This is a genomic window from Candidatus Nitrosocosmicus sp. T, from assembly GCF_054408485.1.
On the sequence record NZ_CP166992.1, the window covers coordinates 1,351,107 to 1,376,313 of the forward strand.

Sequence of the window (25,207 nt, forward strand, 5' to 3'; positions counted from 1 at the left end):
TATCAATTATAGTTTATTATTTTCAAATAAAATTAGAAATTGAGCATATATATTCATCTGGATAATCTAACTAACTATTTTATTAAAATAACGGAATTTAATATACAAAGAAAAAAATCCGAATTAAAGTGGTTCCTATGAAAAAGTAGCACTAGCATCAAAAAGAGACAACAGAATACTATTATAATACCAAAATTATTTCAATCAGAATTCTTGGTACGCTTTGAAATTACCTACGGTTCATTGATAAACAATATAGAGTTTATTTAAAAAGATCTACAAGCCCTATTTATGAATGATTATAACATTTATAGAAAATGTTACTGCGTTAAATCCTTTTACTAAATGGCATTTTCAAATATGAACTTCAAAAATGGAGTCAATAAACGATCAAAATATTATGCCGAGATATGAAGAAAAGAAATACGAAAATCTGTATTGAAATTTTTTGGTGGTTAGACCATTTGTCCCATTGTCAGACCGGATCTGCAAAAATAGATCGGTACTTTGTATAAGGAGTATTAGTATCAGGATTAATGTATTTCCAATTGTTCTCAGGCACTGATAACATGATAAAATCCTTTCCCGTTTTTTCATCCAATAACTTGAAGGCATTTTCTCCTAAAGATATACTATTTGGAGCGGTCAGGGAAGTTATTTTTGATACGATATTCATACAGTATCCTAAGATATCGATTGGAGAATTTTTTTCATAACCGTATTGAATGATTGCATTTTCTCCTTCGTCAATACCTATCTTGACCTTCAATTGCGGATAATTATATTTTTCACTTAAAATTGAATTAATCTCTTTTTCAATAACATCGATGATTGATTTAGCACACTCGATTGCCTTTGTACAGCTTATATATTTAGTATTTTTATCTACATACGGAAAAAATGAAATTACTGCATCTCCTGAGTATTTTAATATATAACCGTGATAGCGTTCAATTACGCTTGATAATTCATGTGTAAAAGCCCTTATTAATAAAACAAGATCTTTTATGGGCAAAGTCATACTCATTTTTGTTGAACCTACAAGATCTGCATACATAATGATAAGACCCATTTTAGAATTTCTATGGTTCATGAGAAAGACTTGACTTCGTTTCATTGCGTTATTTATCATCTTGGGCCATAAATTATCCAGAATAAGCGGAGCATGTACTTGGAACCAATATATCATTAACTCTTCTTCCTGTTTACTATCGTTCAATATTTTCATCACTACATCTTTATTGTCAAATTCAGTTGTTTCTGCTATCTGGATCAAGGTTTGGTAGGCAATTAACTCATCATATTCTATAATGTAATCTTGTTTTATTTTTGCAAATTCTACTTCTTCAGGAATCATAATTTTATCTTCCTCAACTAATTTTTTATTGCTAGTGTCTAATAAGCTCCCTGAAGTTTGAGAACTATTTTTTATTGAATTGTTTGCTTCAGATAGAATTGGTGTGAATGATATATTTAGGTCAATATGTTCGTATCTTTCTTTAAACTCAAAAATTATTTGTTCTAATTTGTTTTTTTGATTTACAGTGTGTTTCAAATGTGGTTTCATTCTTTGCCTCACCTCATCTTTAGAAGTTTCACCGATTCGGACTGGCAACCTTTCTACAGCAGCTTTTCAAGGATTAATGCTTTATCAAGATATTTTACTAGATTCTTTATGTGAAAATCATTAGTTTTTTGAATCATGCCATACCTATACTCATACGAATGTTATTTAACAATAATAAGAAATCTTAACTACGTAACATGAATATAATATATAATGAATATTAAAATGTGAAATGGTCAACTCAGATTTTCATCCAGTCCTGTTCCTCTAAATAGTTTATTAGTCTGAGCATTCCATGTATCCTTATTTCTCCACCCACCTGGTTTTTGCATACTTCATAGTGTTTTAATAGGCTTTTGTCTTCATCTTCAGACAGCAAATTACCCGATTCTATTAAATCAAAGAATTTGTCCTCTTTCCCAGTATGATCATCTATGAAAACCGCATATGATTTTAAGAACCTCGCCACGGGTTCGTTTAGATTACTCTTATCATTATTTAGTAACACTTTGCTGTTATCTTTACCGTAGTTTTCTTTTAACACATTTATTTCTCTTCTCAACATTTTTGCTATCCTTCTTCCTAATTCGTGTTCGATCAAAAACATACGAACTTCCTCTGCAAAACTATCTTTTCCTCTTGTTTCAGGAAAGTATGCTGTTTCTTCTTTACCGTGATGAAAATTATCTACAAACTCTTCTATGATTACTGATATGATTTCAATATGTTCCAAGGGAACTTTTTTATTTGCATACAAATTCTCTGAACATTTTTGCGCAATTTTTCTTACTCTTCTTATTGTTATATGATCGTTTTTCAGATTTTCAGTAGAACTCAAACAACTTTGTTAAGTGAATAATACTTTTATCTTTTATTTTTTAATTTGGATTGACAATTCAATTCTCTATGAAAAAATTATAGGGTAAGCAATTTTGTCTTAATATATTTAATTATTTCAAAAGAGAAATCACTATGGTTAAGTAGGATATTATACTAAATTCGTAAATGCAAAATTTCAAAGCAATATTATTCATAGCTCTATTGTTAACTACGCTTGCATCTATAGGATATATTTCAAATTCTGTAATTGCTACTCAATCTGATTTCACTGGTCTTAAAAGCGCTTTTGGACCCATAATTGGATTGAGTGTAAATGACACAGGAAATGTAGATTGGCTAATGTCCGGGAATTGGAGATCATTATTAACTGGCGATCCAGATAGCAATCTTATCCTATCTAACCAGTCTTCAGGCGCATTTACGGCTGCAATTGAGATGATAAGACCCGACGGTACTGATAGACATACTCATGCTCTAACACATTTTGTTGTAACTGACAGAATGCAAAATGCTGATAACAATTCTACAACAATTAATGGCATTTCTACTATGAGCTTGCTAGAGGGTCCTGCAGTAGATATTCCTACTACAATTGAAAGATCAAATAACTGGAATGTTTTTGTAATAACGATAGATCCTGAAAGCGTTGATTATCATTTTGGTAAATCGCCATTTATATATGGTATCAGTGCCAATCCTGAATTTATGAAAGGTCTACATTCTCCCAGATAGAATTATCCGATTCTAAGTAAAAAATCAGATTTTTACTTTTTTCTAAAATACATTTTGATCTTATTTTCGAGTCATGTTAACTGCGTTTGTCGTAACAAATAGTATTACCACAACCTATTTTCTTATTTATAGGCAAATCCATCATGTGGGCCTTGATTATAGATATTATTAGAATTAATCCTACAGGGTGAGATTGTATTTCTAATATCATCTCTATCATCATCCATGATTCTTTATGGATAGTTTAACGACATATTGAGAAGGTGGACCACAACCTGGGGGACTTGTCGTTCCTGAATAAGTATTTTCTTGATTGTTTTCTCCATTAAAGGCAGTTAAATTTCTCAAAGATTCAGACGATAATTCCAACATGTCTATAAATACAAGGCCATTACATCCTCTTGGAATCAATGCAGGTGATATTGAACTAATAATATGCGTACCTTGAACTAAACTAGTAACATTATAGGACGGTTCCATTAATTCAATTAGTGTATTTCTAAGACTGACTAAAGTAAACGATGGGGAGCCATCTTCCTTGTCTAGTCCCAATATGTATACTTTAAGAGTATCATTTTCATTATTAATTGAAAAAGGCCCAATTCTTAGATCTGTAGTTATGTTCGAGCCGTACCCTCTAGGTCCCAAATATTTAGTTGCAGCTAAAGGTGTATCATTGTTCTTTTGTCCGCTTATGCCTATATATAAAAGATCCGACACAGGGGATCGAGGTATGTCAATCAATACATTTTCCATTGATATATAGATTGTTAGAGGACCATGAACAGCGGGATCATATTTGGTCAACATATTGACAGGATAAACCCTATCTGATTCTGTTACCTGGGAAATCTGATTCATGGTTATATTTTTTTTCGAACTGTCGATCAAAAGTTCGAAATTGACATTTCCGCTCTGCATATTGTTTGACAATGGAGAATCGATCCATTTTCCAGTTATTCTGCTAAAGTTATCATCTAACACTCCACTAAAAATATTTTTTATTATGCCTGATGCATTATCTGGGGTTGTAGTACCTAAAATCCAAACAGTATTGTTTGTTTGAATAATATGATAAAGAGCCTGTTTATCTGAAATGTAAATACCGCTAATATCAATACTGTTGCTTATTGGCGATTGTGCATTTGCGTATTCTACAACAATCATACAAGAAATTGAAACAAAAACAAAGAAGGGACAATAGATAATAACTTTCCGCATAATTTTGCACATATAATTAAATATTATGAGTATGATTTAAATTTAAATCTTAGATCATAATAACAAATGATAATTAAAACTCGAGTCGGGCTGGAACAAGAGCTCCTATTTGACTGATTTTTTTTATATAAAGAGGTAGATTGGATGTTTCTCCATATTTAGATCGCAATTAATTCCTATGCTTATTTAATAATTAATATCGGCTTTTTAGTATGATGAAATACATTATGGACTATACTTCCCATAATGGCTGTTTTGATTTTTCCAGTTCCCCTACTTCCCATAATTATAACATTCACATCGTGCTTATCAACATATTCATTTATGATAGACGCTACATAATGTCCCTTTAGCAATACTGGTTGGTAATTTACATTAAATTTTCGAGATTTTGCATCGAATCTTTCAAAAACTTTTTTATTCTTTTTCTAAAGAATTAATTACAGAGTCAACAACCTTTTGAGATTGAACATAGACAACTGGAGGAATTTCTAGTACATTTAGAACAGTTAACTTTGATCCTAATTTGGAACTTAAATAAACTGTGTTTTAATGCTCTAAAGGAGTTATCAGATCCATCTATCAAAACTAGGATTTTAGAGTACATAATATACCATATGACAACAAATTATAAATTGCTATTCACAATATGTGGTCTATTTTATCTGAATTCAAATCAGATGTTAAATCTCTCAAAATCAATATGGAATGATGTGAATCCTGCACATTACCCATCCTTCATTTACCATGAAACTAAAAAGATAATGGATAGAACAGAAGGCTACTTGATACTACAAAACTCGTGTTGCACTTTAACTATTTAATACTATGCTACATGAAAAGATTAGTTCATTTTCCAAATTCTTATCTCTTTAAGTAACGAATAATATAGACTTGATAAAAGAAAATACAAAATGTGAATTATTTCCTGAGACTTCCTGTACCTGTGGTTACTGTTGTGTAGATGGATAACGGAAAGATCACCACCGATTTACACATTCGTAAATAACTCAAAAAAAGATTCTCTCAGTGATGCAGTGAATTAAGATTCTATAGATATCATATATAGAAAATGAATTAATTTTTTTTTACTAAAAGTAGTTGAATAATGGCTACCTACAAGTGTAATGAACCTCTTATTAGGATCGACAACTAAGTTTAGACAAATCGCAAAATTAATTTTTATAACACAAGAAATAAGAAATTTAAAAATATTTTCTGCTAATTTTAGAACTGATATACAAGAATGTGACAAATAGTGATATACAATATCATAACAATGTATCTATGTTTAGGACCCGAGTAAAATAAAAATACAATATTAATTTTGTTGAAATTGGCGTCGTAAAAATCTGAAAATATGGCTAATCGCCTTTGTTAATGAAGCTAATTGACACATCTAATTCTGTTATTGCGTCAAATTTTCTGACTGCAATAAAATAACGTTAAATGATATATGTTTGCCAAAAAATGAAATACGTTCAAAAGAAAAAAAGGTAGATAGGCCTAAGGTAATCAGATGTCGCTATCGTAAAGTCGAGTTACTACCTCCGCCACTGCCTCCTCCTCCTTCTTCTCCAACATACTTGAATGCTATAAGCGCACCGGGGCTCCACAGGGTCAGGGTCGGAGTGATTGGACCATCTTTCATGGCTTGCACTGGTCCTCTCGGGTCAGTAATTACATAGATTGTACTTCCATCTGGACTAAAAACAATATCTCGGTAACGATTCTCTGAGCGGAAAAGTTCTTCCGGTTCACCCGAGACTGACGTACCGTTTTCGTCTAATGTTATTTTAAATATCTTACCTGCCTTTAATGTTGTCATTAGTAAGTTATTCTCCCAACCTGGAAGAGCATCTGACTCATAAAGACGCAAGCTCGAGGGTGCAACGGTTGGATAGCATGTTGAGGTCATCTCTCCACATGACTTGGCTGCCTCTGTAAAGTTAAAACCTTTATCTACCGTGTAAAAAGTTTTAATTGGAGGAACAAAATTTGTGGCGTTGAATTCGCTTTCATTTTTTACAATCACACCAGCAGGTGCAGGTGCGACATCATTAAATGTCAACTCACTACAGTTCTCTGCAGCAGACCAGTTATAATACTGGTATGCTTTGTCGTCAATAAAGCCAGATACATAGGGCCATCCATAGTTTCCACCTGCTACAAGACGGTTAACTTCGTCATCAGAATTATCACCATGTTCTGCAACGTAGATGTCACCAGTAGAACCAACTGCTATACCTTGTGCATTACGGTGACCGTAGGTGTAGACGTGACTTTGGACTCCGTTTATGACGGGATTATCTTCAGGGATTGAGCCATCGGAATTCATTCGAAGCACTTTGCCTTCATAAGTACTCCAATTCTTTGCTGCCACGTCCTCAGCGGTTGGAAGATGCTGTGCCATATTATTCAAACATGCTAAAGCCAGTTGGTTTTTGCCCTGATCACCAATTGTGTAGTAGAGCTTGCCATCGGGTCCAAATGTCATACGACCAGAGTTATGATCACCACTTCCTGAAAGACCACTAATTAGGTCTTGTGGTTCGCTAATATTGTTAATAGATGGATCGTATGTAAACCGAGTTATTTTGGTATTTAGCTCAGGTACTCCTCCTTCAGCTCCACTACCCGACTTCCCCTCATAAGTGTAGGCAACGTAAATATGATGTGTATTGTTGAAGTCGGGGTCAAATGCCATTCCCAGAACACCATCCTGGCCTTTAGATTGGTTGGCGTTAGGGATGGACATAGTACTCAGCTTTGTACCATTACTTGGATCTATTCTTGTACAATATTCTTTCCTATCCGTTCTGTGATCCAGAGTGTATCGTCAGGACCATATAGAAGATTTAGGGGCGCGCTAAGATTTCTAGCTAACACATTTACCGAGAAACCCTCATTATTCAAAAGTTGCTCACGGGCTTGCTGTTGTGCTGGAGTTAATGTTTCATTATTTGTTAAAGGAAATGGATCTTCTCCTTGTGCCAATACCGTCTGAACAATATTACTGGCTGTAACGGTAGAGGAAAAACCACTAAACATGGCCGGTACTACTGACAAAAGTATTAGTCCAAACAATGCTAAAGTCTTGATATTGCGATTAAAATAAAATTTTGCATTTATATGGGATATCAATGCAGAAACTAATGATTAACAAACTATTTAAGAAAGTATTTACTGATTCGGTATATTAAATTACAATTATTGTACGATCTTAGGTGAGGTGTATGTTTATAGTTATGGTTAAAAAGAAGATCATCCCAAATCCCGTCTCTCATTCTCTTAATCTAACAAATTAAACCCAAAAAATGATGACCAATTTCATTGTTGACTGTAACCATCCCCTTATCAGGTTGGTCTATTTATTTGACGATAATTTGTGACTGATCTAGATTTAAGTATTGAGAACAAGTGATACTATTTATTAGTAATATAATATGTCCTTGTTCAAATATTTGTCTTAATTTTCTATTAGAACCTTGTTATGGGGATATGTAAATTATACTACTTTATATTGATCGATTATTTGCCAAACAATAGCAAAATAGACATTCAAATAAGATAGTTATCTCAATTGCCCTAAAAGCCTTATTACTATTAATCTTTTTACAATACTATATGATCTCACGAAATGCCATCGCCAAAGTGGGATTATTTTTGGGTCCGATTCTATTCTTGATAATAGTTATCTCGCCCTTATTACCAGTAGACGAATTAACCTTAGATGAAAAAATTGTATTAGCGACTACCGTTTGGATGGCAGTCTGGTGGATAACAGAACCAGTTCCTATATATGTAACAGCTTTGATGCCACTTGTTTTGTTTCCTGCTCTTAGTGTTATGGAATTTGATCAGACGTCGTCTAATTATACCAATAAGATTATCTTCTTATTTTTGGGCGGGTTTTTGCTAGCTAAAGCAGTCGAAAAGGTAAATCTACATAAACGCTTAGCCTATAAAATTATCAAGATATTTGGAACAACTCCTAGAATGCTTGTGGCAGGATTTATGGTTGTAACGTGGCTACTGGGAGCTTGGATGAGCAATACCGCTACAGCTATTCTGATGCTCCCGATAGCGTTGGCAATAATTTCGATGTTAAGAGATGTTGAAAAGCATCAAAGATTTGTAGTATGCTTATTACTATCCATTGCTTATGCCGCAAGTATTGGTGGTGTTACCACATTAATAGGAACCCCTCCAAATGCAATTTTTGCATCTCTAGCATCCAGTATTGCTGGGGTAGATGTTACGTTTAGTCAATGGTTATTAATTGGATTACCCATTGGCGCTATTTCATTATTCATAACTTGGCAATATATGATCCGATTCGGTTCCAAAATAACCGATATGGGGCAAGATATTTTTGGAGAAAAACATGCTTTGCATAAGAGATTATCCAATCTTGGCAACATGAGTAGAGATGAGAAATTGGTCGCTATAGTGTTTATAATCACAGCAATAGCCTGGATTACAAGAGGAATCATATGGAAAGATATTCTACCGATGGTAGATGATTCCATGATTGCTATAGCAGCCGCCATAGTATTATTTATACTACCTTCAAAAGAAGAAGCCAATGTTAATAATCATACATCAGATGATAGAACTGATGAGTGGGCCAGAATGCCTCAAAAAAAAATTGACGTTCAAGAGAACGAAACTAACAAACTAAATAATAATAATGTAAACACATCGTCTAAATTGCTGGATTGGAAGACCGCAGTTACTATCCCCTGGGGTGTCCTTATCCTTATTGGAGGGGGCCTGGCCCTCGCAGATGGATATACATCAACCGGTTTGGGAGATTGGATTGCTCATCAAATTAGTTTTATGAGTGGTACCAATTATCTTGTCATGATCCTAATTTTCGTGACACTTGCAATTATACCTACAGAGATGATAAGTAACACTGCTACAGCTGCATTGTTACTTCCTATCTCGGCTTCACTTGCAATTTCGATGAACATAGATCCAATCCTATTTATGGCACCTGTAGCTATAGCCACTAGCTATGGTTTTATTATGCCAGTGGGAACTCCTCCAAACGCAATTGTTTATTCAACCGGTCATATCACTATGGGAAAGATGGCAAGAGCTGGGATTCCTCTGGATCTTATTTCAATTGCTTTAGTAACCATACTAACCAGTATCCTTGTTCCTTTGGTATTTTGACGAAACTGGTCGATAAAGAGGAACTGAAATTAATAGATACGAATCTTTTTTTCTTTATCTATTTATAAAAACAAATTAATAAGCAGTATTAGTCTGCCAAAAATAAATAAGATTTAAGGTTATTACAATCTTTACTGATGTACTGTACGTTTGGTCATACGGAAATCGAAAATCCATTATCCAATAATGACCTTAAGGTGTAAGAGTAGCAACTAAATTGCTAATAGATGAGATGTTTTAAATCATCATTACTATGGGAATAATACTTTGAATATTGTTTTTTAATTTCTATCTTAAATTATGATAACTATAAAATTATAACTTCACTGATAGAAATTAATGTAACCAACTAAGAAATCCATATCTGTTAGCTATTTAAACTTTAAAACCCAATTAATTCCTATGAACAGCGGGGATATCGAACCAAATGACTGGTTTAGACGATTTTTCAACAATAGTAATAGATTAGGATATGGTGGATATGGTGATAGTGATTTTTTTGAGATGAATCCATTCAGGGATTTTGATGAAATACGCTCACAGATGCAAAAAATGTTTGATGAGCTTAATGATTCTAATCATGATACAACTTCAAAAGAATTGGTAAAAGAGTATCAGACACCCGATGGATCTAAAATCCGACAGATTGGTCCAATAGTTTATGGTTATTCTATGACCATAGGGCCTGACGGTAAACCAAAAATACAAGAATTTGGAAACGTGAGACCTTCAGAAAGAGGATTTGAGATGGGTGGTAGAAGCAGACCGCGTTTGTCTGATGAGAGAGAACCACTGGTAGATATCAACACTACCACTGACCAAGTTACAATCGTTTTAGAAATGCCAGGAGTAAAAAAAGAGGATATAAAAATAAACGTAACTGAAGATTCGGTTGAAGTAAAGTCAACTGATGCTAAAAGGAAATACCACAAGAATATAGATTTGCCCAAAAACATCGATATTGAAAATGTCAAATCTCAATTCAACAACGGGATTCTCGAAATAACGTTTAAGAAAATAAAAGAAACAAAACCAAAGGGAAAAGAGATAAAGATAGATTAGCAGATAACCATATACGATCTTTTCATGTATATCACCGAAGTTAACTGGATTACAGTGGTAGAAAAATTTGTTCGAGATTATTTACTAAACGAGTTTTGACATTGTGATAAAATAGACCCAATCTAATCAGTATAGGTGCATAGTTTTTCTTCCACTTCTTTTTTGATTTTTGAATTTTATCTATTACTTCTTTAAATTTTCCAAGTTTAACAACGTTTTGCCTTCCTTGTACTTCATGTTTCCATGCAATAAACCCACCTTTAATAGTAAAGGCGTTGAATCCTTGTTTGTTAAGCTCGTCTGCTGCAATGTCTGCTCTATTACCAACAGTAGAGTAAAGATATATTGGAACTTGTCTAAGGCAAGTACTTACGGAAGACGAATTTATTAAATCAAGAATGTAAAGTATGGTAACCACGGGTTCGGTGGGCTTCGAATCCATGAGGTATATGGGATCTGTTAATTAAATAAATATTTGTATAAATGAGAGGGGTTTAGTAATAGATATATTGAGTCTAAATGCGGCGAGAAAATAATCAAAATACACTATTAATAATTTACAAACAATACATAACGGTTTTTTATTGGAAATGAAAAAATAGAACAAACATTCCCACCGACAGTAAGATAAGACATTGTCTTATCTTTAGACTATCAGACACAAACCTATTGTTGAGTAGTTGATTAACTATAATGCTCATTATAGATACTCTAATTCTGATAAGATAAGAGTTAAAATAATTTAGCATTTTTTAAATTCCAAAAACATGTTCCTGAGTTTGGATTGCTATAACATTTTAATTTAATCATACAAACGGTCTTCTAAATATTGTTATATTATATTTAAACAACATAAACTAGTAATGTCTACATGACTATGTAAATAATGTTTGTTATTGGAAATTGAAAGCAATAGTTAAATATTTCAATCATATAAACATTTTACTAATGCAATCATCATCCTTATCCTTTCTTGTGGTAGATGATGAGCAGGAACTTGCTAGTCTTTATGAAGAATTTATTAAAGAAATGGGCTATAATGTGACTTCTTTCACCAATCCTTTGTATGCTTTAGAACACTACAAGCAATGCATAGACAAGTATTCTTTGATTTTGACAGATTTAAGAATGCCGGGCATGTCTGGAATAGAACTTGCAAATAGGATACGAGAATTAAATTTTAAAGTTAAAATATTCTTGACTACTGCATTTGACATAGATGATATAAAAAATTATAAAAATTATCAAAAAGCAAAAATAGATAAAGTATTACAAAAACCCATAAAACTTTCAACACTAAAAAAATTCATAGAACAAGACTTGGTAGTCCATAATGTTAGTAAAGATAACAACTAATAATTAACCATTCAATAGATAGGTCAGTAATTCAAAAGAGAAGCGAAATAGATTCAACTAATCTAACAATAATGTTGTTGGTATGTATTTAATCCTATAAGTTTGATTAATGAGCTTCTATTTTTATGACCATGCCATGATGTTTCACTAGTTCTTGTTTTTGTTCTTCTGTTAGTCTGTCAAAGTCTTTTTGGTTGTATATACAAAACGCTTTCATGTTTAGATCAAATTGTTTAGGTAAAGAACATTCATAATCTAAAAGCTCTATTGTCTTTCCCATAAAGTAGAACGCACCGGCATCAGCTAAAATAGATAATCCCATATTCCCCATTTTTTCCGCATGTTTAACCATTTGTTCGTTATCGGCCCACCAGTTGGATTTACCATTCACCATGTTTGTTGTCTTTTTGTTTGATTCATTCTCTTTACTTTCGTTTAATTGTTCTACCTCTAAATTTACATCTGCAATTCCTCCTGCTTTTTCTTTTTGACCTAGATATTTCTTTAAAGAATCGCCAATAACTAGTCTTTTTTCTTTTTTTTCGTATTTTTCTACATCTATTGCCTTGTATCCAGTTGCTAAAGTCTCTCTTACTAAATCTGTGGTTTCGTAGAAAGGATTGATAATCACAATCTCTTTTTTTTCTTCTATTTGTAATTGTGTATAATATGAATAAAACTCACGTAGAGTTATCAAATCATCATAAATAATCGCATAATGTAAACCTGGATTTGAATTAGTTGCATGATTAACTACATCCTCGATCTTTATATTTTGAATTACCTTATTATGATCGGTGGTAATTATAAGTCACCTCTTTTTCAAACAACCTCGTTTAGACCATCAATGTATTTATGATTAAGTAATATATAGTATATGTATTTCAACGTCAATGTAATTTTCATTATTATAATGATGATAGGAATCTAAGGTATATGTTTCCGGTGTCTCTGAATCCGGGTCCGAAAGAACCTGCTATTATATTATATGATGAAAATGGCGTTGTTGAAAATATACTAAAACTGTCTAATTTCTATAATATAGTTGAGGGTTTGAAAACGTTGATTAAATACTTGTTTCAATTTTGCCGTTTTTTAATTGAAGATTATAAATTAATATCTGTAGTTAAATTAAAAAAATAGTAATAGATGTCATCTATTTATTTAGCAACTCTCTACCGTTTTCATCAACTATCGATTGAACAGTTCCGAATACAGGAAGCCCCTTAAAGTGGTCTTCAGTCTTTGAGGCATCCATACCAAGATTTAGTATGTTTCCGTTAAAGAGGGTAACATGTATTGGAACACCTTGCCATTCAACATTTTCGTTTGTTGTCAAGTCGGCTGTACCTCTAAACATGGTAGTATTACCGTTTACCAATGCAATCTTTGAAGCAGGTTCGTCAGTCATCAGGTCCACTTGTTGTGGTTGTTGAGGACTAACGGGCATTCCGCTAGCATTATTTAATTTCTCGATGGTGTGCTTATGTGCAGCTGTTCCATCAACTTGGGTCATTGCTATATCAACAACAAAGTTTGTTAGATTGCCATCTGCAACATTAAATTCCCAATCACCACCCAAAATCCACATTACATTTTCTGAAGAATTATCGGTCCTTCCTGCCAAAGTATCTGAAGCTATGCTTGATATCTGACCTTGAGCACGAAAAGTATCTATTGCATTGGTTGAATTATTTGAGGGTGCAATAGTATTAGTGGCATTGGTAGTATTAGTTGAGTTGGTAGTAGTATTTTGAGCCAATACGTTTTGACTCAAATAGATACTTCCAACTGTCAATGAAAGTAGCGAGACGAGAGAAAATACTGCATAAACTATTCTTTTAGATTCATTCATTATCCCCTATTAGCTAAAAAACTATAAAAGCTTGATAAAGTTTGTCCATTCTGAGTAAAAGTCACCAATGGAAGATACTTCTAAGGAATATGATTCATGCTCTTCAATACGTCATAGCAGGTTTTAGCAATGGAATAAATTAAATATCTTCAAAAAGATATGGACTAAACTATTGAGTCTATAATAGAATAACTGGTATTAACCGGGATTGGCAATCAATTGATTCTATATCCGTGAAATTACCTTTTTGGCGGCGATGACAGAAAATAATCTCATTATCTAAAGGGGCAAACTGGGCACAAAAAACCCATTTTAACAAACAAAGAGGAAATTCCACTATCTATTGTCATATCGTTTACTAGTCTCCACTATATTAATCGATTAACAAATGTACTTGATAATATAAAATAGTAAGATCAGATAGATCAAGATTCTTTGTTTTTACAGTATCATCGTTACTTTTTTTAGTGTGCATGGGGTGGTGGTGCGCTACCTTTTGAGAGTGATTCATTATACGTACCTTCGGTTTTTTCGTGATATTCCAGATTAGATTGATCTACCTTGATTGCCTGAGGAGGACATACAGATACACAGGCCATACACCAAATACAATCATGTTCTCTGATTGGATCTGACTTGTCGGTATAATCTTTTCTTTCTTCCTTTTCTGTGCTACCGGTTCCTTCACTTGTCGCATTTATCATTTCTATTGCAGGAACATCTTGTTCTGTTCTATACCATTGAAATACTTGTACAGGACAGGCTTCTATACAAGCTCCATCAGCATAACAAGAATCCCAATCTACTGCGACCATAGTTCCGTGAACTCCTAATCCTACGTATTCTTCCCCTCTTGCTTTATATGCATCCTGAACTTCATCGCTGGTGGAGGTTTCTGCATCTGTTCTTCCTGGACCCCAAACATAGTGAAAGTGTTCATTATCAGAATGGTTATGTTTTCCAATTACTTTATGATTTTTTGGAAAATCTGGATCTATTGGCATATCGAAATACGTTTAACAATACTTATAACCGCTTACAGTCGTATCAGAGTATAGAGTCATCAACACACTTTAGCTAATTTTCTCTAGTTCATATTTGTAAAAGACAATTATTAATATTGTTATATAATTTATTTTATTTGAAGAATCATTTATTAATTTAAGATCATCATCTACTTTAAATGTAAAACTTTATGTTTTGCAAAATGATATTTTACACTTGCAGTTATTTCATATTCTTCATTTATTTAAGATTATGTCACCTAGTTGTTTTCGTTATTAATGTGCCTGCACTTTGTTTCTGATTTTATCAGATAGCTCTTTTATCTGTTGATTTTGTTGATGTATACATGTAGTTAGTTTGTCTATAATACCTTTAAAGTCTATACCTTTAACATCTTTCTCACTTATGTTACTCTCTAGACCTCCAAATATTGTATTGTGCATATCATGTAACTGTTTGTCACTATAATTTTGTCCCATAATATTGTATAAAATCCTAATAGTGTTTTCTTGCTGTCCCATAACTGTTAACATCTTGGCAATATTTATGATAACAGGATTGTCTTCATTATAGACTTTATTGTAGAATTGCATATTAAAATTAGCTATATTAGCAATTACATTTGACGGAATCAAATCATTATTACGTTCTTTATTACTTTGATTTTTATCATTCATGCCGTAAAATAGGAAACAAAGTATATAATTATAATATTAAGTTCAGAAAATTATAATCATCACTTGTTTATCAGGTATTAATTAATTTTAGAATTTCCGAATCATTCTAATTTCTTCTTTTATTATCATCGGATTATTTAAAGTACTTTGATATTTAATCCATCTACAATTTTGAAATCCTTTAATCGATAAAAACGTAAACACAATTGTCTTCCAGCTTGTTATCATATGTTTTTAGGGGAAGATTTGCTGAAGGATTTTGCGATATACCGGTTTCTAATTCAAATCTAGAAAAATGCAGTGGACATGTTATGGTTTTTCGTCTTCATTTAAGAAACCTGTCGATAGGTCAGTGTACTCATGTGTACATATTCTATCAGTTGCATAAATTTTGTCTTGTATTTTAGTTACAAGAATCTTTTTATCTTTGTAATCAAATGCCACAAGTTTATCATTATCTAAGACGTCTACTTTGCATACATTTATCCATGCCATTATCTATATAAATAAAGAATCGTCAATAATTGTTATTCCTTTTTCAAATGCGGTGTTTAGATAAAGAAATATACTATAAACTATCATTGCTAAACATCAATTACTAAAAAATACTCTTAGATAGTTTTTACTCTCCTAACATACAATCTGTTTACTACAATGACCATCAATCAATGTTTGGTTATCCAAATCGTCTATTGAAATATTCATAAAAAAAAGTTGAATGTTAAGATCAATGCCCATAATATTTCAACTAAACTTCTTTGACATTTCTTCATGAACTATTAAATTCGCTTCATCTACTTTGATAGAATTAGTTGGACACACTGTCACACATGCCATACACCAAATGCAGTCGCGTTCTCTTATCGGGTCGGATTTATCTGTATAATCCTTTCTACCTTCTTTATTTCTATCATCTCCCGTACCTTCGCTTGTAGCATTAGTCATCTCTATTGCAGGAACGTCTTGTTCTGATCTATACCATTGATACACTTGTACGGGACATACCTCGATACAAGAGCCATCGGCAATACAAGAGTCCCAATCTAGGGCAACGAATGTTCCATGTACTCCTAAACCTACATATTCTTCTTTTCTTTGTTTATAAGCCTCTTGTACATCTGCATTTTCAGATGACTCGGCATCCGTTCTTACCGGACCCCAAACGAAATGGAATCTTCCATCTGCATTCTTATGTTTCCCAATTATTTGATGATTTTTTGGAAACTCTGGGTCTATTGTCATGCTATTTATCCTATTCATTCAAGTATTTAACTGAGTGAGATTCAGTTGCAAACATATGTGTTTATCTAATCTTGTCTCTAGTCTGGATGTGATAGAATCCCAAAAACAAAATAATATATTATAATTGAATTGTATGCTTGTAACCAGTGGGCTAATAGGAGATAGATAACATCTTTAAATTCAACAATCTTTGTAATTTAATTCTACTTTGTCTAAATACAAAATAGTATCTGTAAATCAAAATATTGCGGAGTAAAGCGGCATGACTTTAGCACTCCAGACATCTTCGCAACTAAAAGTATTAGTCAATTCGATAGCGATTTTCATGTAAAGACAAGGAATTTGAATTTCAATATTGCTAAAATAAATAGAAAATAAAGTAAGTGATTTACTTTATTATCGTGTTAGAGATGTTACTATACCGTACAATGGAACTGTAAATATACCTTCTGTTTCTTCATGACTTAGAGTCAAGCTAGCGATATTTCCATTTAGAATGTATAACACTACTGGAACATCAGAAAATATAGTCTCTCCGTTAATTTCGATGTCTGTTGTACCTGTAAATGTGGTACTATTTCCGTCCAATGTGATTGAATCACCTGAAGAAGTATCTAAAGGACCAGCGTCATTTATTCCATTGATTGCAAAAGTGCCCTCTACATCTCCGCCGAGTGTATATGAGGTTGCATTCCATCTAAAGTCCTGCAGTTGACCATCAGTAACAATAAAACTCCAGTTTCCACCAATTACTGATCCGATGGACGGCCCAATGGCTGATTCATTTTGTGTCGCTTCAACTTGGGTTATAGTAGGAGGTAGTGTGAGTAGTTGTCCTGTATATCCAGTAGCAGAGAAGCTATCAACAGCTTCTTCTGTTGTTTGAGCCATTACAGATAGAAATAAGTTGTTATTTCCTATTATTAGATTTGCTGTAAAAAACACTGCCACCATAAAGGTTAAAGTGAATTTTGAATTTATTGAGAGTTTATTCATAGATAAAAATAATCCAAGCATTAGGATATAAATACGAGGTACCGATTGCAACCAATTGCAATTAGAGTCTATATTTTACAATTAAATGAACTCCTTTAGTAACTATTTTAAAATTCTGTTTATTGTGATAATCATAAATACTTATCTATATAAGACAAATCACAAACAAGGGTTACACTCTAACAATTGGACTCAAATTGCCTTTTTGTACCTTATCTTACAATATATCTAATTACCTGTAGACTATTAACATCATTTCTTTAATTCGAGACAAATCCAAAAGCATTAGAGAAAGAAAGACGATATAGATTGTGTATCGAAATTAATTTCGGTGGCCTTCATTTATCCATATCAGACCAATTAAGATTCAACAGGCGACGATGATGAATGCGGTCTTGTAAGAGAATGTAATAATGATTCCTTAGTTATAATGAATATGCCTAAACTATAATATATTATAAGTAGATAATGAACTGGACAAATACTGATACAATAAAAAAAGAAGATAAATTTTGTCTGCTCTAATCTGGATCTCATTTTAGAGGATTCTGTTGCTTCTCAGTTAACAGACCTTTCCAATGACTTGGTAGATTCTGTACCCAACCATCATATACATTTGGAATTGCAAGTACTCCTTGACCTCCTGTTCCTTCTAGTTCTGTTACCTCGTCATCGGTCATTGTGTCAGGGGAAGAAACCAGTGAGACTTTTCCCACAATCTGGGCATCTCTGGAATCTCCATCGTTATTTGGATCCCCATCTACTACTATAACCTCATTTGAGAAAGTACTTGAAACATATGCGTAATATCCTCCACCTTTCTTTGCACCGAAATTAACTCCATGGCATCCTGGGTCACATGGTAATTCTTTGACTATTTCATCAGTATCTGTATCCAGTATAGTTATCGTGCCTCCAGTGTTTGCAGTTACCATGTATTGACCATCCGGACTGACGGGTGTCTGTATTGGAAGAAAACCAACCGGTCCAGTTGTATTACCTGTTATTGGATCATAATTGGCAAGTAGGTTAATTTTCTTTATTAGCGTCGCGTTGGTTGTATTTATGACACTTATAGTACTATCAAAAAAGTCAGCAACGTATGATTTGCTCCCATCTGGCATCATTCCAACTGCAACAGGAGAGACACCTGTCTTCACTTTTCCTATTATTTTACCTTGCATCATATCATATACTGTTGTAGTTCCAGTAAGTGCATCTGGAGTTACCATGTATTTGTCATCTGAACTCATCCAATGACCGTGTGGATGAGTTGAGGGTGCTGCTGGAGATTGTAACAAGATGAACTTTTCAAGGTTAAAGTCAGGATTTGGTGACACTACAGTTACACCATCTTCACCGTTTAGCGCTATATACAGTTCGTCAGTTTTAGTTCCAGTCATAACATGAGATGGGTCATCCCCAACCTGTATGTCCCTCACTAGTTCACCAGTTGTGCGGTCAAATATGGTTGTCCTGTTATCAAACCACTGAGTTTGGTAAATGAGTTGTTGATTTTTGTCAGTCCACATGTTATGAGGATTATTCATATTGATTTCAGGTAGTGAAACCTTCTTACTTACGCTCCATGTAGTACCGTTGATGGCAGTTGCGGTTCCCGGTTTGGTTTTTCCAGCAGTTTTTTCAAACTGTGTATCAATCCATATTTCTCCTACTGCAGGAATCGTTGGGTTTGATAAAGGAGTCAAAGTAATGTTTTGACCATAAGTCTTTTCTAATACATCTTTGACATTAACGACAGTCCCGTTTGTTACTCTGGCATCTACATCAGGATATGAAACATGCCATGGTTGGGAGATATTTGTATAATCCTGCCAGTTTGATGGAGAAGTTGCAATAAAAAATGTTCTTAACAACTTTAAGGCCAATTCACTATTTGTGGGAATCGTAGCCCCATTTATCAAAGTAAGTTCTTCGCCCAGGTCCAGTCCCTCCGTTTCCGGATCATCAACAATAATAGCAGCTAGCATAAAGGGATGAAGGCCGCATGCAAATACGTAAAGACCAGGTTCTTCTAGCGCGACAATGGCTCCTCCCTTATACGCCATCATTTGGCTAAATGGCATATGGCTAGCATTCTTAGGATTTATTATACTAGTTACGGTGTGAACACCATTAGTACTGTCCATCATGAAGTTAACTGTTCCTGATTTGTTGATTATTGCCAAGGATTCACTACCAGTATTTGATATATCCCCATTTAGATTCCTAAACCATTTTGCTGGCTCATCGCTAACAGAAAAGGATGCGAAATTGTGATATGGAGAAGCGCCAGGGATACTATCTTGCACTCTTGTATCGTTACTTGACGTTGTACTTGCGGGAAGTACTCTAAAGGTAGACATCATACCTGCTTCCATATGAGAAAACACATGACAATGGTATTGCCAGTCGCCAGGACCCACACCATCACCTACATCTATGACAAATACATGGGTTTTACCCGGATGTATCTCTTTTACATCAATGATATTACTAGTACCCGGATCAACCCATCTGTGAGCGTGAAGATGGAACGTATGAGAGTGACCATTGGGGTTTGATGACGGACCTATTCCAACAATGTGGAAGCGAATCTTTTGATTCTCTTCTGCCACTGGTACTGGGTTTGTCCACAGAGGAGTTTGAGTACCATTCTTAGCAATTTCCATTCCCCAAAAGGTGGACCCTACCATGAATAATAGGACTTCTTTATCCAATTCATCGGTAGATATGGAAGTAATATTTCCGTTTATTAGGGCCTCTATCATTTTGTCTTGTGGATTTACGATTACTACACCGTAAAGTCCTCTATCGCCTAATTTGTCATCTTGATATAGGTATGTTCCAGGATTAGATGCAACAAAATCTTCTTGGGTGGTATTCCCGTCCAGATGGTTGATTGTTACATGAGCATTATCACCCTCGCTTATCACGATAGCAGGTCCAGGAATAGTGGCTGTATCACTATAGTTATTTGTGATATTTAATGTGGTACCATTAGATTGATTAACTACATGTTGAATCATTTTATATGCTGGCTCACCATCTGGCAGTATTTGTTCTTCTATCACTATATCATGAACATCAGAACTTGAATTTAGGACCATATCTCCATCAGTTGTATTTGACGAAACTTGAGATGATAAAGTATCAAATACCTTACTATCATCGTTATTTGTCTGAGCTATGGGAATAAATGGTTCAGTTCCTCTTGCTATTCCAGGAGATATCATTGTTGAAGTCAAAATTAGCGATGCGATAACTGCTATATAGAGAACATTTGTTATTTTTATCCATCTTGTATGACTATTATCGTTGTTATTATATGACATTTTAAATCTCCTCTTTATTTATTGAATTTTCAGAAACTTGTTTACCTACAGAATCGGATATAACAAAATCTCCATTCATACCTCCGAGAAGATTAATCGTCGAATCATCATAATAGCTTGAATTATTATTGGCTTCAATAGTAAAAACATGGTTTGCGAGAGGACCTATTATGTGGGAGTTGATAATCTTATTTGTTCCCGGACTGAGCCATTTGATATCATCCATTGTAAAATTGTGAAACTCGTTTCCTGTTGATTGAATATTGAATCTAACGGTACTATTATTGGCTGCAGTTAATGTTGGATTAGTTCCCAATTGTTTATGCTTTCCACCCTTTGAATAATCTATTTCAGTTCCCCAAAACACATCATCATTGACAAATAAAATATAGTCTTTATCGATATCGCTGACATTTACCTGTTTTGGGACACCATTAATCAAAGCATTTACTTTTCCGTCAGAGGGATTTATTATTATACTTGAAAAAAGCCCAACTGTCTCAAGACCGTCCATGCTTTTACCTAAAACATTTCTCCCTATGGTATGATCATGAAAAGGCCATGAGCCAGCCGTACCATTCGCAGCATTCCATTTAACAGTAAATGGTTTTGTAGGAGAAGCAGCCTGATCAGAAACTTTGTTTAATTCCTTTAATGTACCGTCAGAAGTTATTTTATAATGTGCACCATGGGTATGAACACCTGGATAACCCCATCCCATTTCATTAACGAGAGTGATGATTACCTCATCGCCTTCATTTACTACGATGGTAGGTCCAGGAATAGTAGTCTCATTAGTATAATTAGAAGTAATGTCCTTAGTTTCATTACTATCAACATCTCGCACCAAATAACTGTTGAGATTGTAAGCAATTCGATCTTCACTTAGTTCATCCACGCCCATCTCGATTTCATGGGATTTTATATGACGGTTTTCTTGTTCTAACTTTGTGTTTGACTGAGCAAATACATTTCCAGCGCCGTTAGATGGTAAAAGATTTGCAATTATCAAACCAACTGCAAGAGCTGTTATTATATACTTCAATTTGGCTAATTTGTATATGTACATTAACTTGATCGTATAGATAATAAAACGGCGTTATATAATAGATCGGTATTAGATGCAAATCTTAGTAATCTGTAGCAATCATTTGTGTACATGAACAACAAGTCTATATGGTACTGCAAACTTGATGAGTATCAGATATAATTGTTAGACAGAAGAGTCACCAATATAGGGATCGATAAACGATGTTTAAATGAAACAAGTCTAAATAGATAATGAAATGAAAAACTAATAATTATTAAGGAATTTGTCATATACATTTATACTCTTTCATACAAACCAATTGGCACAACTGATTACAATTGCTTAAAATGCAATCCTTAGTTTAGAAACTTTATTATATGTTCGATGCTAAACTATTATACCTGTCTGTATCTCAGCTTGAGCAAAACTGATTACCTATGCCAAAACTACAACAACTCAGATAAATTGGCTTATTGAATTAAGCCAATACTTCCTCCCTGCACCAATATTCATGCATGGTTGATGGGATATGACTCGACGTGTGCTAGTGCTCTTCACCAACAAATCAAGACATTCTAGTGTATCCCATCACCACCCATCTATTCTGACAATTTGTGATATGGTATACAATTCAAACAAAAATAATACCGAAGTGAAAACAGTATTACTGTAATTATAGATGAGAACGCAAATCGTGTTTCTAGTCACACAGTTCACTCACCATAGCTTCTTTTAATGAATGCATATGTTTGCAACATAAACGTCATGTTTATTTTTTTCAAACATTTATAGTTCACATGCCAATCGATCAAGACTTTTCAAAAAATCACCAGCCTGTGAGCAGAAATCAACATGTGGATAAAGAACACTATCGTTTCGTTTGGGGTCCAGGAAGAATAGATGCAGAATCATCAATAAATAAGAAAGTACAAGATGCTTACAAATCTAGGGAAGAAAATTACGTCGCACTGGGTATACATGGGACCATGGTAGCAGTCGCACGGGACTCATGTATAGCAAACAGGGATTCTATCGAGTTCCGCCAGTACAGGTGTTTCAATGGCATAGAAAAAACAATATTATACGTACCATAAACAGGTTCTATAAGAAATGATTATAGTAATATCAAAATTTCCAACAGTATATCAAGGTCAAGAAGAGGAGTTTAGAAAATGGTTCGACTGGTCAAATAATCTCCTAAAAGAAACCCCAGGGTTAATTTCAAGAAGACTTGCAAAAGACAGAAATGGAAACTACATTGCAATAGTCGAGTTTGATTCATTTGACACCTTTAAGGCTATGCATTCTAGCGACAAACATAAACAGATTCATGAGAGAACGTCTTCGTTATTTAGTGGTATGCCCAAACCAGAGTTCTTTGACTTAGTAAATGCAATAACATGATTGTATTTTTTTACTAATCAAGCAAAATATAAAATAGGTTCCTTTCAATATATTGCTGAGATAGAACATCATATGCGATATAAAGATCCGTAATTACATAAGAAAAGGCTATTAGAGATTTATGAGAGATGAAAATATAGCGTATATCCAGTAACATCTACTCTAAATTAATCACATAATTATCTATTTGCAAAGATAATCTTTTGTTGGTAGTATTTACTGAGGACTAATCAAATTGGTTAGAGTTATTGACAAATAACTAGACAGTAAACTAATAGCTATACAATAGCGAGAAAAATTAGAATTTTACAATTATTTATGATATTTATAATTTAGTAATGTTTCCATCCCTAATGCGATAATTCATTAGATACTAAAACTAAAAAGAATTCATATGTTAATATTATTTGTATTTCTGTACTTCTAGGTAGTAAGGCCGTATTGACTATTGACTCATACACTTACCTACAGAATCACTAGTAATCTGAGGAATTCGGAAATTCAGATTACCCATAAACCATTCCTGAGAGAAAATTACTTATAGTTTAACATTCCTGCATTACCTGCATTTAGTAAACTATTATATATTATTGATGTATTAGATAATAGAGATTCAAATAGGGGTAACATTACTAATTTCAAACAGATATTAATAGACTGGGACAATTGTAATGCTCTCAAGGAATTACCAATGACCTGAGACTGAATTTAATAAGCTAAATGACCATTACATTTGTTCTCCAAAACCCAATACAAGATAACAATCAAAAGATTGTTTTGAGTAAGGTGTAATAATTATAAAACCTGACTGATCAACTAAATTTTGATGAAATAAATATGTAGTTTATTAAAGTAACAATTGAGTCAGAGGTGTACAACACTCCACCACTGTTAATCTTCAAATTTAAATCTTATAGTAGTATTACTTATTTCTATGTTTACGCTTTTTCCAAATATTTCATGGAACATCAATTCCAATATAATTTTATGGTACAAAGACCAATTTCTGCCCAAATCATGTTTTAGAGTATAGATATGAGTACCATTCTGATCAGAATGATTCATTTCAATAAGAGAACTCTTCATTCTTGCTTCAAACCAGGAGATAAATGATTCTATATCCATTCTGTTTTTCATAAACAATGAAATATCATAAACTACGTTCTTTCCTACATCTTGAGCCATTTTAAATATTTCATCTTCGTTCATTCTATTGAATAATTCAACAACTATAGGCTTTGCAATGGGAATCATCCCGACCTTGGGTTCGTACATACCCCATTCTACATATCGTTTTAGAATCTGGTTGACAAAAGTGTTCAAAGAAATCTGATGTTTTTTAGATTCTGTTTTCAAAGTATTTAATATCTCATCTTCAAGTCTAAATGTCATGGTAGATGTTTTTCTAGATTCATGGTCTTTGATATCTTCGTATTTGGACATTTGTAGATCTAAAGAGACGATAGTTTTAACTTCTTCTTTTTATCCTTAATAGAAATTAGAGAAAGGAAACCGTATTCCATCCAAACACCTTCTCATAGAATGTTTGAGCTCTATCTGAGTCATCAACAGGATTATCAAAATGTGTTACATTCGGCTTTTTATTGAATCTCCTCATTTCTATTTTAATAGGTTTATTTCGTTTTATTCTGAAGGAGAATTATTCATAAAAGTATACTAAAAGTCAAATTATATAAAATT

At 33.5% G+C, this 25,207-nt stretch carries 25 protein-coding genes; 6 read left to right on the plus strand and 19 right to left on the minus strand.

All coding sequences use genetic code 11. The features are described 5' to 3' along the window. Positions 1 to 475: 475 nt before the first annotated feature. Together AB0A59_RS07065 and AB0A59_RS07070 are read right to left on the minus strand one after the other, a co-directional pair. A complete protein-coding gene (locus AB0A59_RS07065) occupies positions 476 to 1,615 on the minus strand; it encodes an adenylate/guanylate cyclase domain-containing protein (protein WP_458747370.1) in 1,140 nt (379 codons plus the stop codon). A 193-nt stretch (positions 1,616 to 1,808) separates the two neighbouring features. Next, complete coding sequence (locus AB0A59_RS07070; RefSeq protein ID WP_458747371.1) at positions 1,809 to 2,405, minus strand: hemerythrin domain-containing protein; 597 nt, start codon at positions 2,403 to 2,405, stop codon at positions 1,809 to 1,811. Between the two features lie 167 nt (positions 2,406 to 2,572). Between AB0A59_RS07070 and AB0A59_RS07075 the strand changes: the two genes are divergently transcribed. Next, entirely contained in the window at positions 2,573 to 3,139 is a 567-nt protein-coding gene (locus tag AB0A59_RS07075; RefSeq protein ID WP_458747372.1) for a hypothetical protein, read from the plus strand. A gap of 76 nt (positions 3,140 to 3,215) precedes the next feature. Here the strand turns inward: AB0A59_RS07075 and AB0A59_RS07080 are convergent, their stop codons facing one another. From AB0A59_RS07080 to AB0A59_RS07100, 5 genes are all read right to left on the minus strand, one after another. Next, positions 3,216 to 3,350: a hypothetical protein gene (locus AB0A59_RS07080; protein WP_458747373.1), complete on the minus strand. Its 135-nt coding sequence runs from the start codon at positions 3,348 to 3,350 to the stop codon at positions 3,216 to 3,218. Positions 3,351 to 3,358: 8 nt separating this feature from the next. Continuing rightward, positions 3,359 to 4,306 carry a hypothetical protein gene (locus tag AB0A59_RS07085; protein WP_458747374.1) on the minus strand — a complete coding sequence of 316 codons (948 nt, stop codon included), beginning with the start codon at positions 4,304 to 4,306 and terminating at the stop codon, positions 3,359 to 3,361. Positions 4,307 to 4,542: 236 nt separating this feature from the next. After that, positions 4,543 to 4,716: a universal stress protein gene (locus AB0A59_RS07090; protein ID WP_458747375.1), complete on the minus strand. Its 174-nt coding sequence runs from the start codon at positions 4,714 to 4,716 to the stop codon at positions 4,543 to 4,545. A gap of 1,169 nt (positions 4,717 to 5,885) precedes the next feature. Next, positions 5,886 to 7,118 carry a glucose/sorbosone family PQQ-dependent dehydrogenase gene (locus AB0A59_RS07095; protein WP_458747376.1) on the minus strand — a complete coding sequence of 411 codons (1,233 nt, stop codon included), beginning with the start codon at positions 7,116 to 7,118 and terminating at the stop codon, positions 5,886 to 5,888. Positions 7,119 to 7,147: 29 nt separating this feature from the next. Further along, positions 7,148 to 7,504 (minus strand): hypothetical protein, encoded by a 357-nt coding sequence (locus AB0A59_RS07100; protein WP_458747377.1) that lies wholly within the window; start codon positions 7,502 to 7,504, stop codon positions 7,148 to 7,150. A gap of 483 nt (positions 7,505 to 7,987) precedes the next feature. Between AB0A59_RS07100 and AB0A59_RS07105 the strand changes: the two genes are divergently transcribed. Beyond that, positions 7,988 to 9,544: an SLC13 family permease gene (locus AB0A59_RS07105; RefSeq protein WP_458747378.1), complete on the plus strand. Its 1,557-nt coding sequence runs from the start codon at positions 7,988 to 7,990 to the stop codon at positions 9,542 to 9,544. 402 nt (positions 9,545 to 9,946) lie between these two features. Continuing rightward, a complete protein-coding gene (hsp20, locus tag AB0A59_RS07110; RefSeq protein WP_458747379.1) occupies positions 9,947 to 10,606 on the plus strand; it encodes an archaeal heat shock protein Hsp20 in 660 nt (219 codons plus the stop codon). A 49-nt stretch (positions 10,607 to 10,655) separates the two neighbouring features. Here hsp20 and AB0A59_RS07115 read toward each other — a convergent pair whose 3' ends face one another. Then, on the minus strand, positions 10,656 to 11,048 hold the full coding sequence (locus tag AB0A59_RS07115; RefSeq protein ID WP_458747380.1) for a rhodanese-like domain-containing protein: 393 nt from the start codon (positions 11,046 to 11,048) through the stop codon (positions 10,656 to 10,658). A gap of 506 nt (positions 11,049 to 11,554) precedes the next feature. Here AB0A59_RS07115 and AB0A59_RS07120 point away from each other — a divergent pair. Further along, positions 11,555 to 11,962, plus strand: a complete 408-nt coding sequence (locus tag AB0A59_RS07120; RefSeq protein ID WP_458747381.1) for a response regulator — start codon at positions 11,555 to 11,557, stop codon at positions 11,960 to 11,962. 106 nt (positions 11,963 to 12,068) lie between these two features. On the opposite strand, the gene AB0A59_RS07125 is transcribed toward AB0A59_RS07120, so the two are convergent. The 9 genes from AB0A59_RS07125 to AB0A59_RS07165 all read right to left on the minus strand — a co-directional run bounded on the left by AB0A59_RS07125 (position 12,069) and on the right by AB0A59_RS07165 (position 22,117). Continuing rightward, positions 12,069 to 12,593, minus strand: coding sequence for a hypothetical protein (locus tag AB0A59_RS07125; protein WP_458747382.1), 525 nt, complete (start codon positions 12,591 to 12,593; stop codon positions 12,069 to 12,071). Between the two features lie 525 nt (positions 12,594 to 13,118). Continuing rightward, complete coding sequence (locus tag AB0A59_RS07130; protein ID WP_458747383.1) at positions 13,119 to 13,817, minus strand: hypothetical protein; 699 nt, start codon at positions 13,815 to 13,817, stop codon at positions 13,119 to 13,121. A gap of 464 nt (positions 13,818 to 14,281) precedes the next feature. Continuing rightward, a complete protein-coding gene (locus tag AB0A59_RS07135; protein WP_458747384.1) occupies positions 14,282 to 14,821 on the minus strand; it encodes a 4Fe-4S dicluster domain-containing protein in 540 nt (179 codons plus the stop codon). A 276-nt stretch (positions 14,822 to 15,097) separates the two neighbouring features. Continuing rightward, positions 15,098 to 15,499 carry a hypothetical protein gene (locus AB0A59_RS07140; protein WP_458747385.1) on the minus strand — a complete coding sequence of 134 codons (402 nt, stop codon included), beginning with the start codon at positions 15,497 to 15,499 and terminating at the stop codon, positions 15,098 to 15,100. 309 nt (positions 15,500 to 15,808) lie between these two features. Beyond that, positions 15,809 to 15,994 (minus strand): Rieske (2Fe-2S) protein, encoded by a 186-nt coding sequence (locus AB0A59_RS07145; protein WP_458747386.1) that lies wholly within the window; start codon positions 15,992 to 15,994, stop codon positions 15,809 to 15,811. Between the two features lie 249 nt (positions 15,995 to 16,243). Continuing rightward, a complete protein-coding gene (locus AB0A59_RS07150) occupies positions 16,244 to 16,741 on the minus strand; it encodes a 4Fe-4S dicluster domain-containing protein (RefSeq protein WP_458747387.1) in 498 nt (165 codons plus the stop codon). Positions 16,742 to 17,137: 396 nt separating this feature from the next. Further along, positions 17,138 to 17,737, minus strand: coding sequence for a hypothetical protein (locus AB0A59_RS07155; protein ID WP_458747388.1), 600 nt, complete (start codon positions 17,735 to 17,737; stop codon positions 17,138 to 17,140). 533 nt (positions 17,738 to 18,270) lie between these two features. Further along, on the minus strand, positions 18,271 to 21,072 hold the full coding sequence (locus AB0A59_RS07160; protein ID WP_458747389.1) for a multicopper oxidase domain-containing protein: 2,802 nt from the start codon (positions 21,070 to 21,072) through the stop codon (positions 18,271 to 18,273). Between the two features lies 1 nt (position 21,073). After that, positions 21,074 to 22,117 (minus strand): multicopper oxidase domain-containing protein, encoded by a 1,044-nt coding sequence (locus AB0A59_RS07165; RefSeq protein ID WP_458747390.1) that lies wholly within the window; start codon positions 22,115 to 22,117, stop codon positions 21,074 to 21,076. A 782-nt stretch (positions 22,118 to 22,899) separates the two neighbouring features. Here AB0A59_RS07165 and AB0A59_RS07170 point away from each other — a divergent pair. Then, the gene (locus AB0A59_RS07170) at positions 22,900 to 23,196 is read left to right on the plus strand and encodes a hypothetical protein (RefSeq protein ID WP_458747391.1); all 297 of its coding nucleotides are present in this window, start codon (positions 22,900 to 22,902) and stop codon (positions 23,194 to 23,196) included. 16 nt (positions 23,197 to 23,212) lie between these two features. Beyond that, a complete protein-coding gene (locus AB0A59_RS07175) occupies positions 23,213 to 23,506 on the plus strand; it encodes an antibiotic biosynthesis monooxygenase family protein (RefSeq protein ID WP_458747392.1) in 294 nt (97 codons plus the stop codon). Between the two features lie 891 nt (positions 23,507 to 24,397). On the opposite strand, the gene AB0A59_RS07180 is transcribed toward AB0A59_RS07175, so the two are convergent. Continuing rightward, the gene (locus AB0A59_RS07180) at positions 24,398 to 24,949 is read right to left on the minus strand and encodes a toxin-antitoxin system HicB family antitoxin (RefSeq protein ID WP_458747393.1); all 552 of its coding nucleotides are present in this window, start codon (positions 24,947 to 24,949) and stop codon (positions 24,398 to 24,400) included. Between the two features lie 55 nt (positions 24,950 to 25,004). Continuing rightward, positions 25,005 to 25,124, minus strand: coding sequence for a hypothetical protein (locus tag AB0A59_RS07185; RefSeq protein ID WP_458747394.1), 120 nt, complete (start codon positions 25,122 to 25,124; stop codon positions 25,005 to 25,007). Positions 25,125 to 25,207 lie beyond the last annotated feature (83 nt).

What these genes read in the sequence shown, in the direction of transcription:
- hsp20 (WP_458747379.1), top strand. Translation starts at nt 9,947, where the DNA reads ATGAACAGCGGGGATATCGAACCAAATGACTGGTTTAGACGATTTTTC.
- AB0A59_RS07140 (WP_458747385.1), bottom strand. Translation starts at nt 15,499, where the DNA reads ATGAATGATAAAAATCAAAGTAATAAAGAACGTAATAATGATTTGATT.
- AB0A59_RS07185 (WP_458747394.1), bottom strand. Translation starts at nt 25,124, where the DNA reads ATGAGGAGATTCAATAAAAAGCCGAATGTAACACATTTTGATAATCCT.
- AB0A59_RS07115 (WP_458747380.1), bottom strand. Translation starts at nt 11,048, where the DNA reads ATGGATTCGAAGCCCACCGAACCCGTGGTTACCATACTTTACATTCTT.
- AB0A59_RS07105 (WP_458747378.1), top strand. Translation starts at nt 7,988, where the DNA reads ATGATCTCACGAAATGCCATCGCCAAAGTGGGATTATTTTTGGGTCCG.
- AB0A59_RS07095 (WP_458747376.1), bottom strand. Translation starts at nt 7,118, where the DNA reads ATGTCCATCCCTAACGCCAACCAATCTAAAGGCCAGGATGGTGTTCTG.
- AB0A59_RS07080 (WP_458747373.1), bottom strand. Translation starts at nt 3,350, where the DNA reads ATGATATTAGAAATACAATCTCACCCTGTAGGATTAATTCTAATAATA.
- AB0A59_RS07170 (WP_458747391.1), top strand. Translation starts at nt 22,900, where the DNA reads ATGCCAATCGATCAAGACTTTTCAAAAAATCACCAGCCTGTGAGCAGA.
- AB0A59_RS07155 (WP_458747388.1), bottom strand. Translation starts at nt 17,737, where the DNA reads ATGAATAAACTCTCAATAAATTCAAAATTCACTTTAACCTTTATGGTG.
- AB0A59_RS07135 (WP_458747384.1), bottom strand. Translation starts at nt 14,821, where the DNA reads ATGCCAATAGATCCAGATTTTCCAAAAAATCATAAAGTAATTGGAAAA.
- AB0A59_RS07145 (WP_458747386.1), bottom strand. Translation starts at nt 15,994, where the DNA reads ATGGCATGGATAAATGTATGCAAAGTAGACGTCTTAGATAATGATAAA.
- AB0A59_RS07150 (WP_458747387.1), bottom strand. Translation starts at nt 16,741, where the DNA reads ATGACAATAGACCCAGAGTTTCCAAAAAATCATCAAATAATTGGGAAA.
- AB0A59_RS07175 (WP_458747392.1), top strand. Translation starts at nt 23,213, where the DNA reads ATGATTATAGTAATATCAAAATTTCCAACAGTATATCAAGGTCAAGAA.
- AB0A59_RS07130 (WP_458747383.1), bottom strand. Translation starts at nt 13,817, where the DNA reads ATGAATGAATCTAAAAGAATAGTTTATGCAGTATTTTCTCTCGTCTCG.
- AB0A59_RS07120 (WP_458747381.1), top strand. Translation starts at nt 11,555, where the DNA reads ATGCAATCATCATCCTTATCCTTTCTTGTGGTAGATGATGAGCAGGAA.
- AB0A59_RS07180 (WP_458747393.1), bottom strand. Translation starts at nt 24,949, where the DNA reads ATGTCCAAATACGAAGATATCAAAGACCATGAATCTAGAAAAACATCT.
- AB0A59_RS07075 (WP_458747372.1), top strand. Translation starts at nt 2,573, where the DNA reads ATGCAAAATTTCAAAGCAATATTATTCATAGCTCTATTGTTAACTACG.
- AB0A59_RS07160 (WP_458747389.1), bottom strand. Translation starts at nt 21,072, where the DNA reads ATGTCATATAATAACAACGATAATAGTCATACAAGATGGATAAAAATA.
- AB0A59_RS07085 (WP_458747374.1), bottom strand. Translation starts at nt 4,306, where the DNA reads ATGATTGTTGTAGAATACGCAAATGCACAATCGCCAATAAGCAACAGT.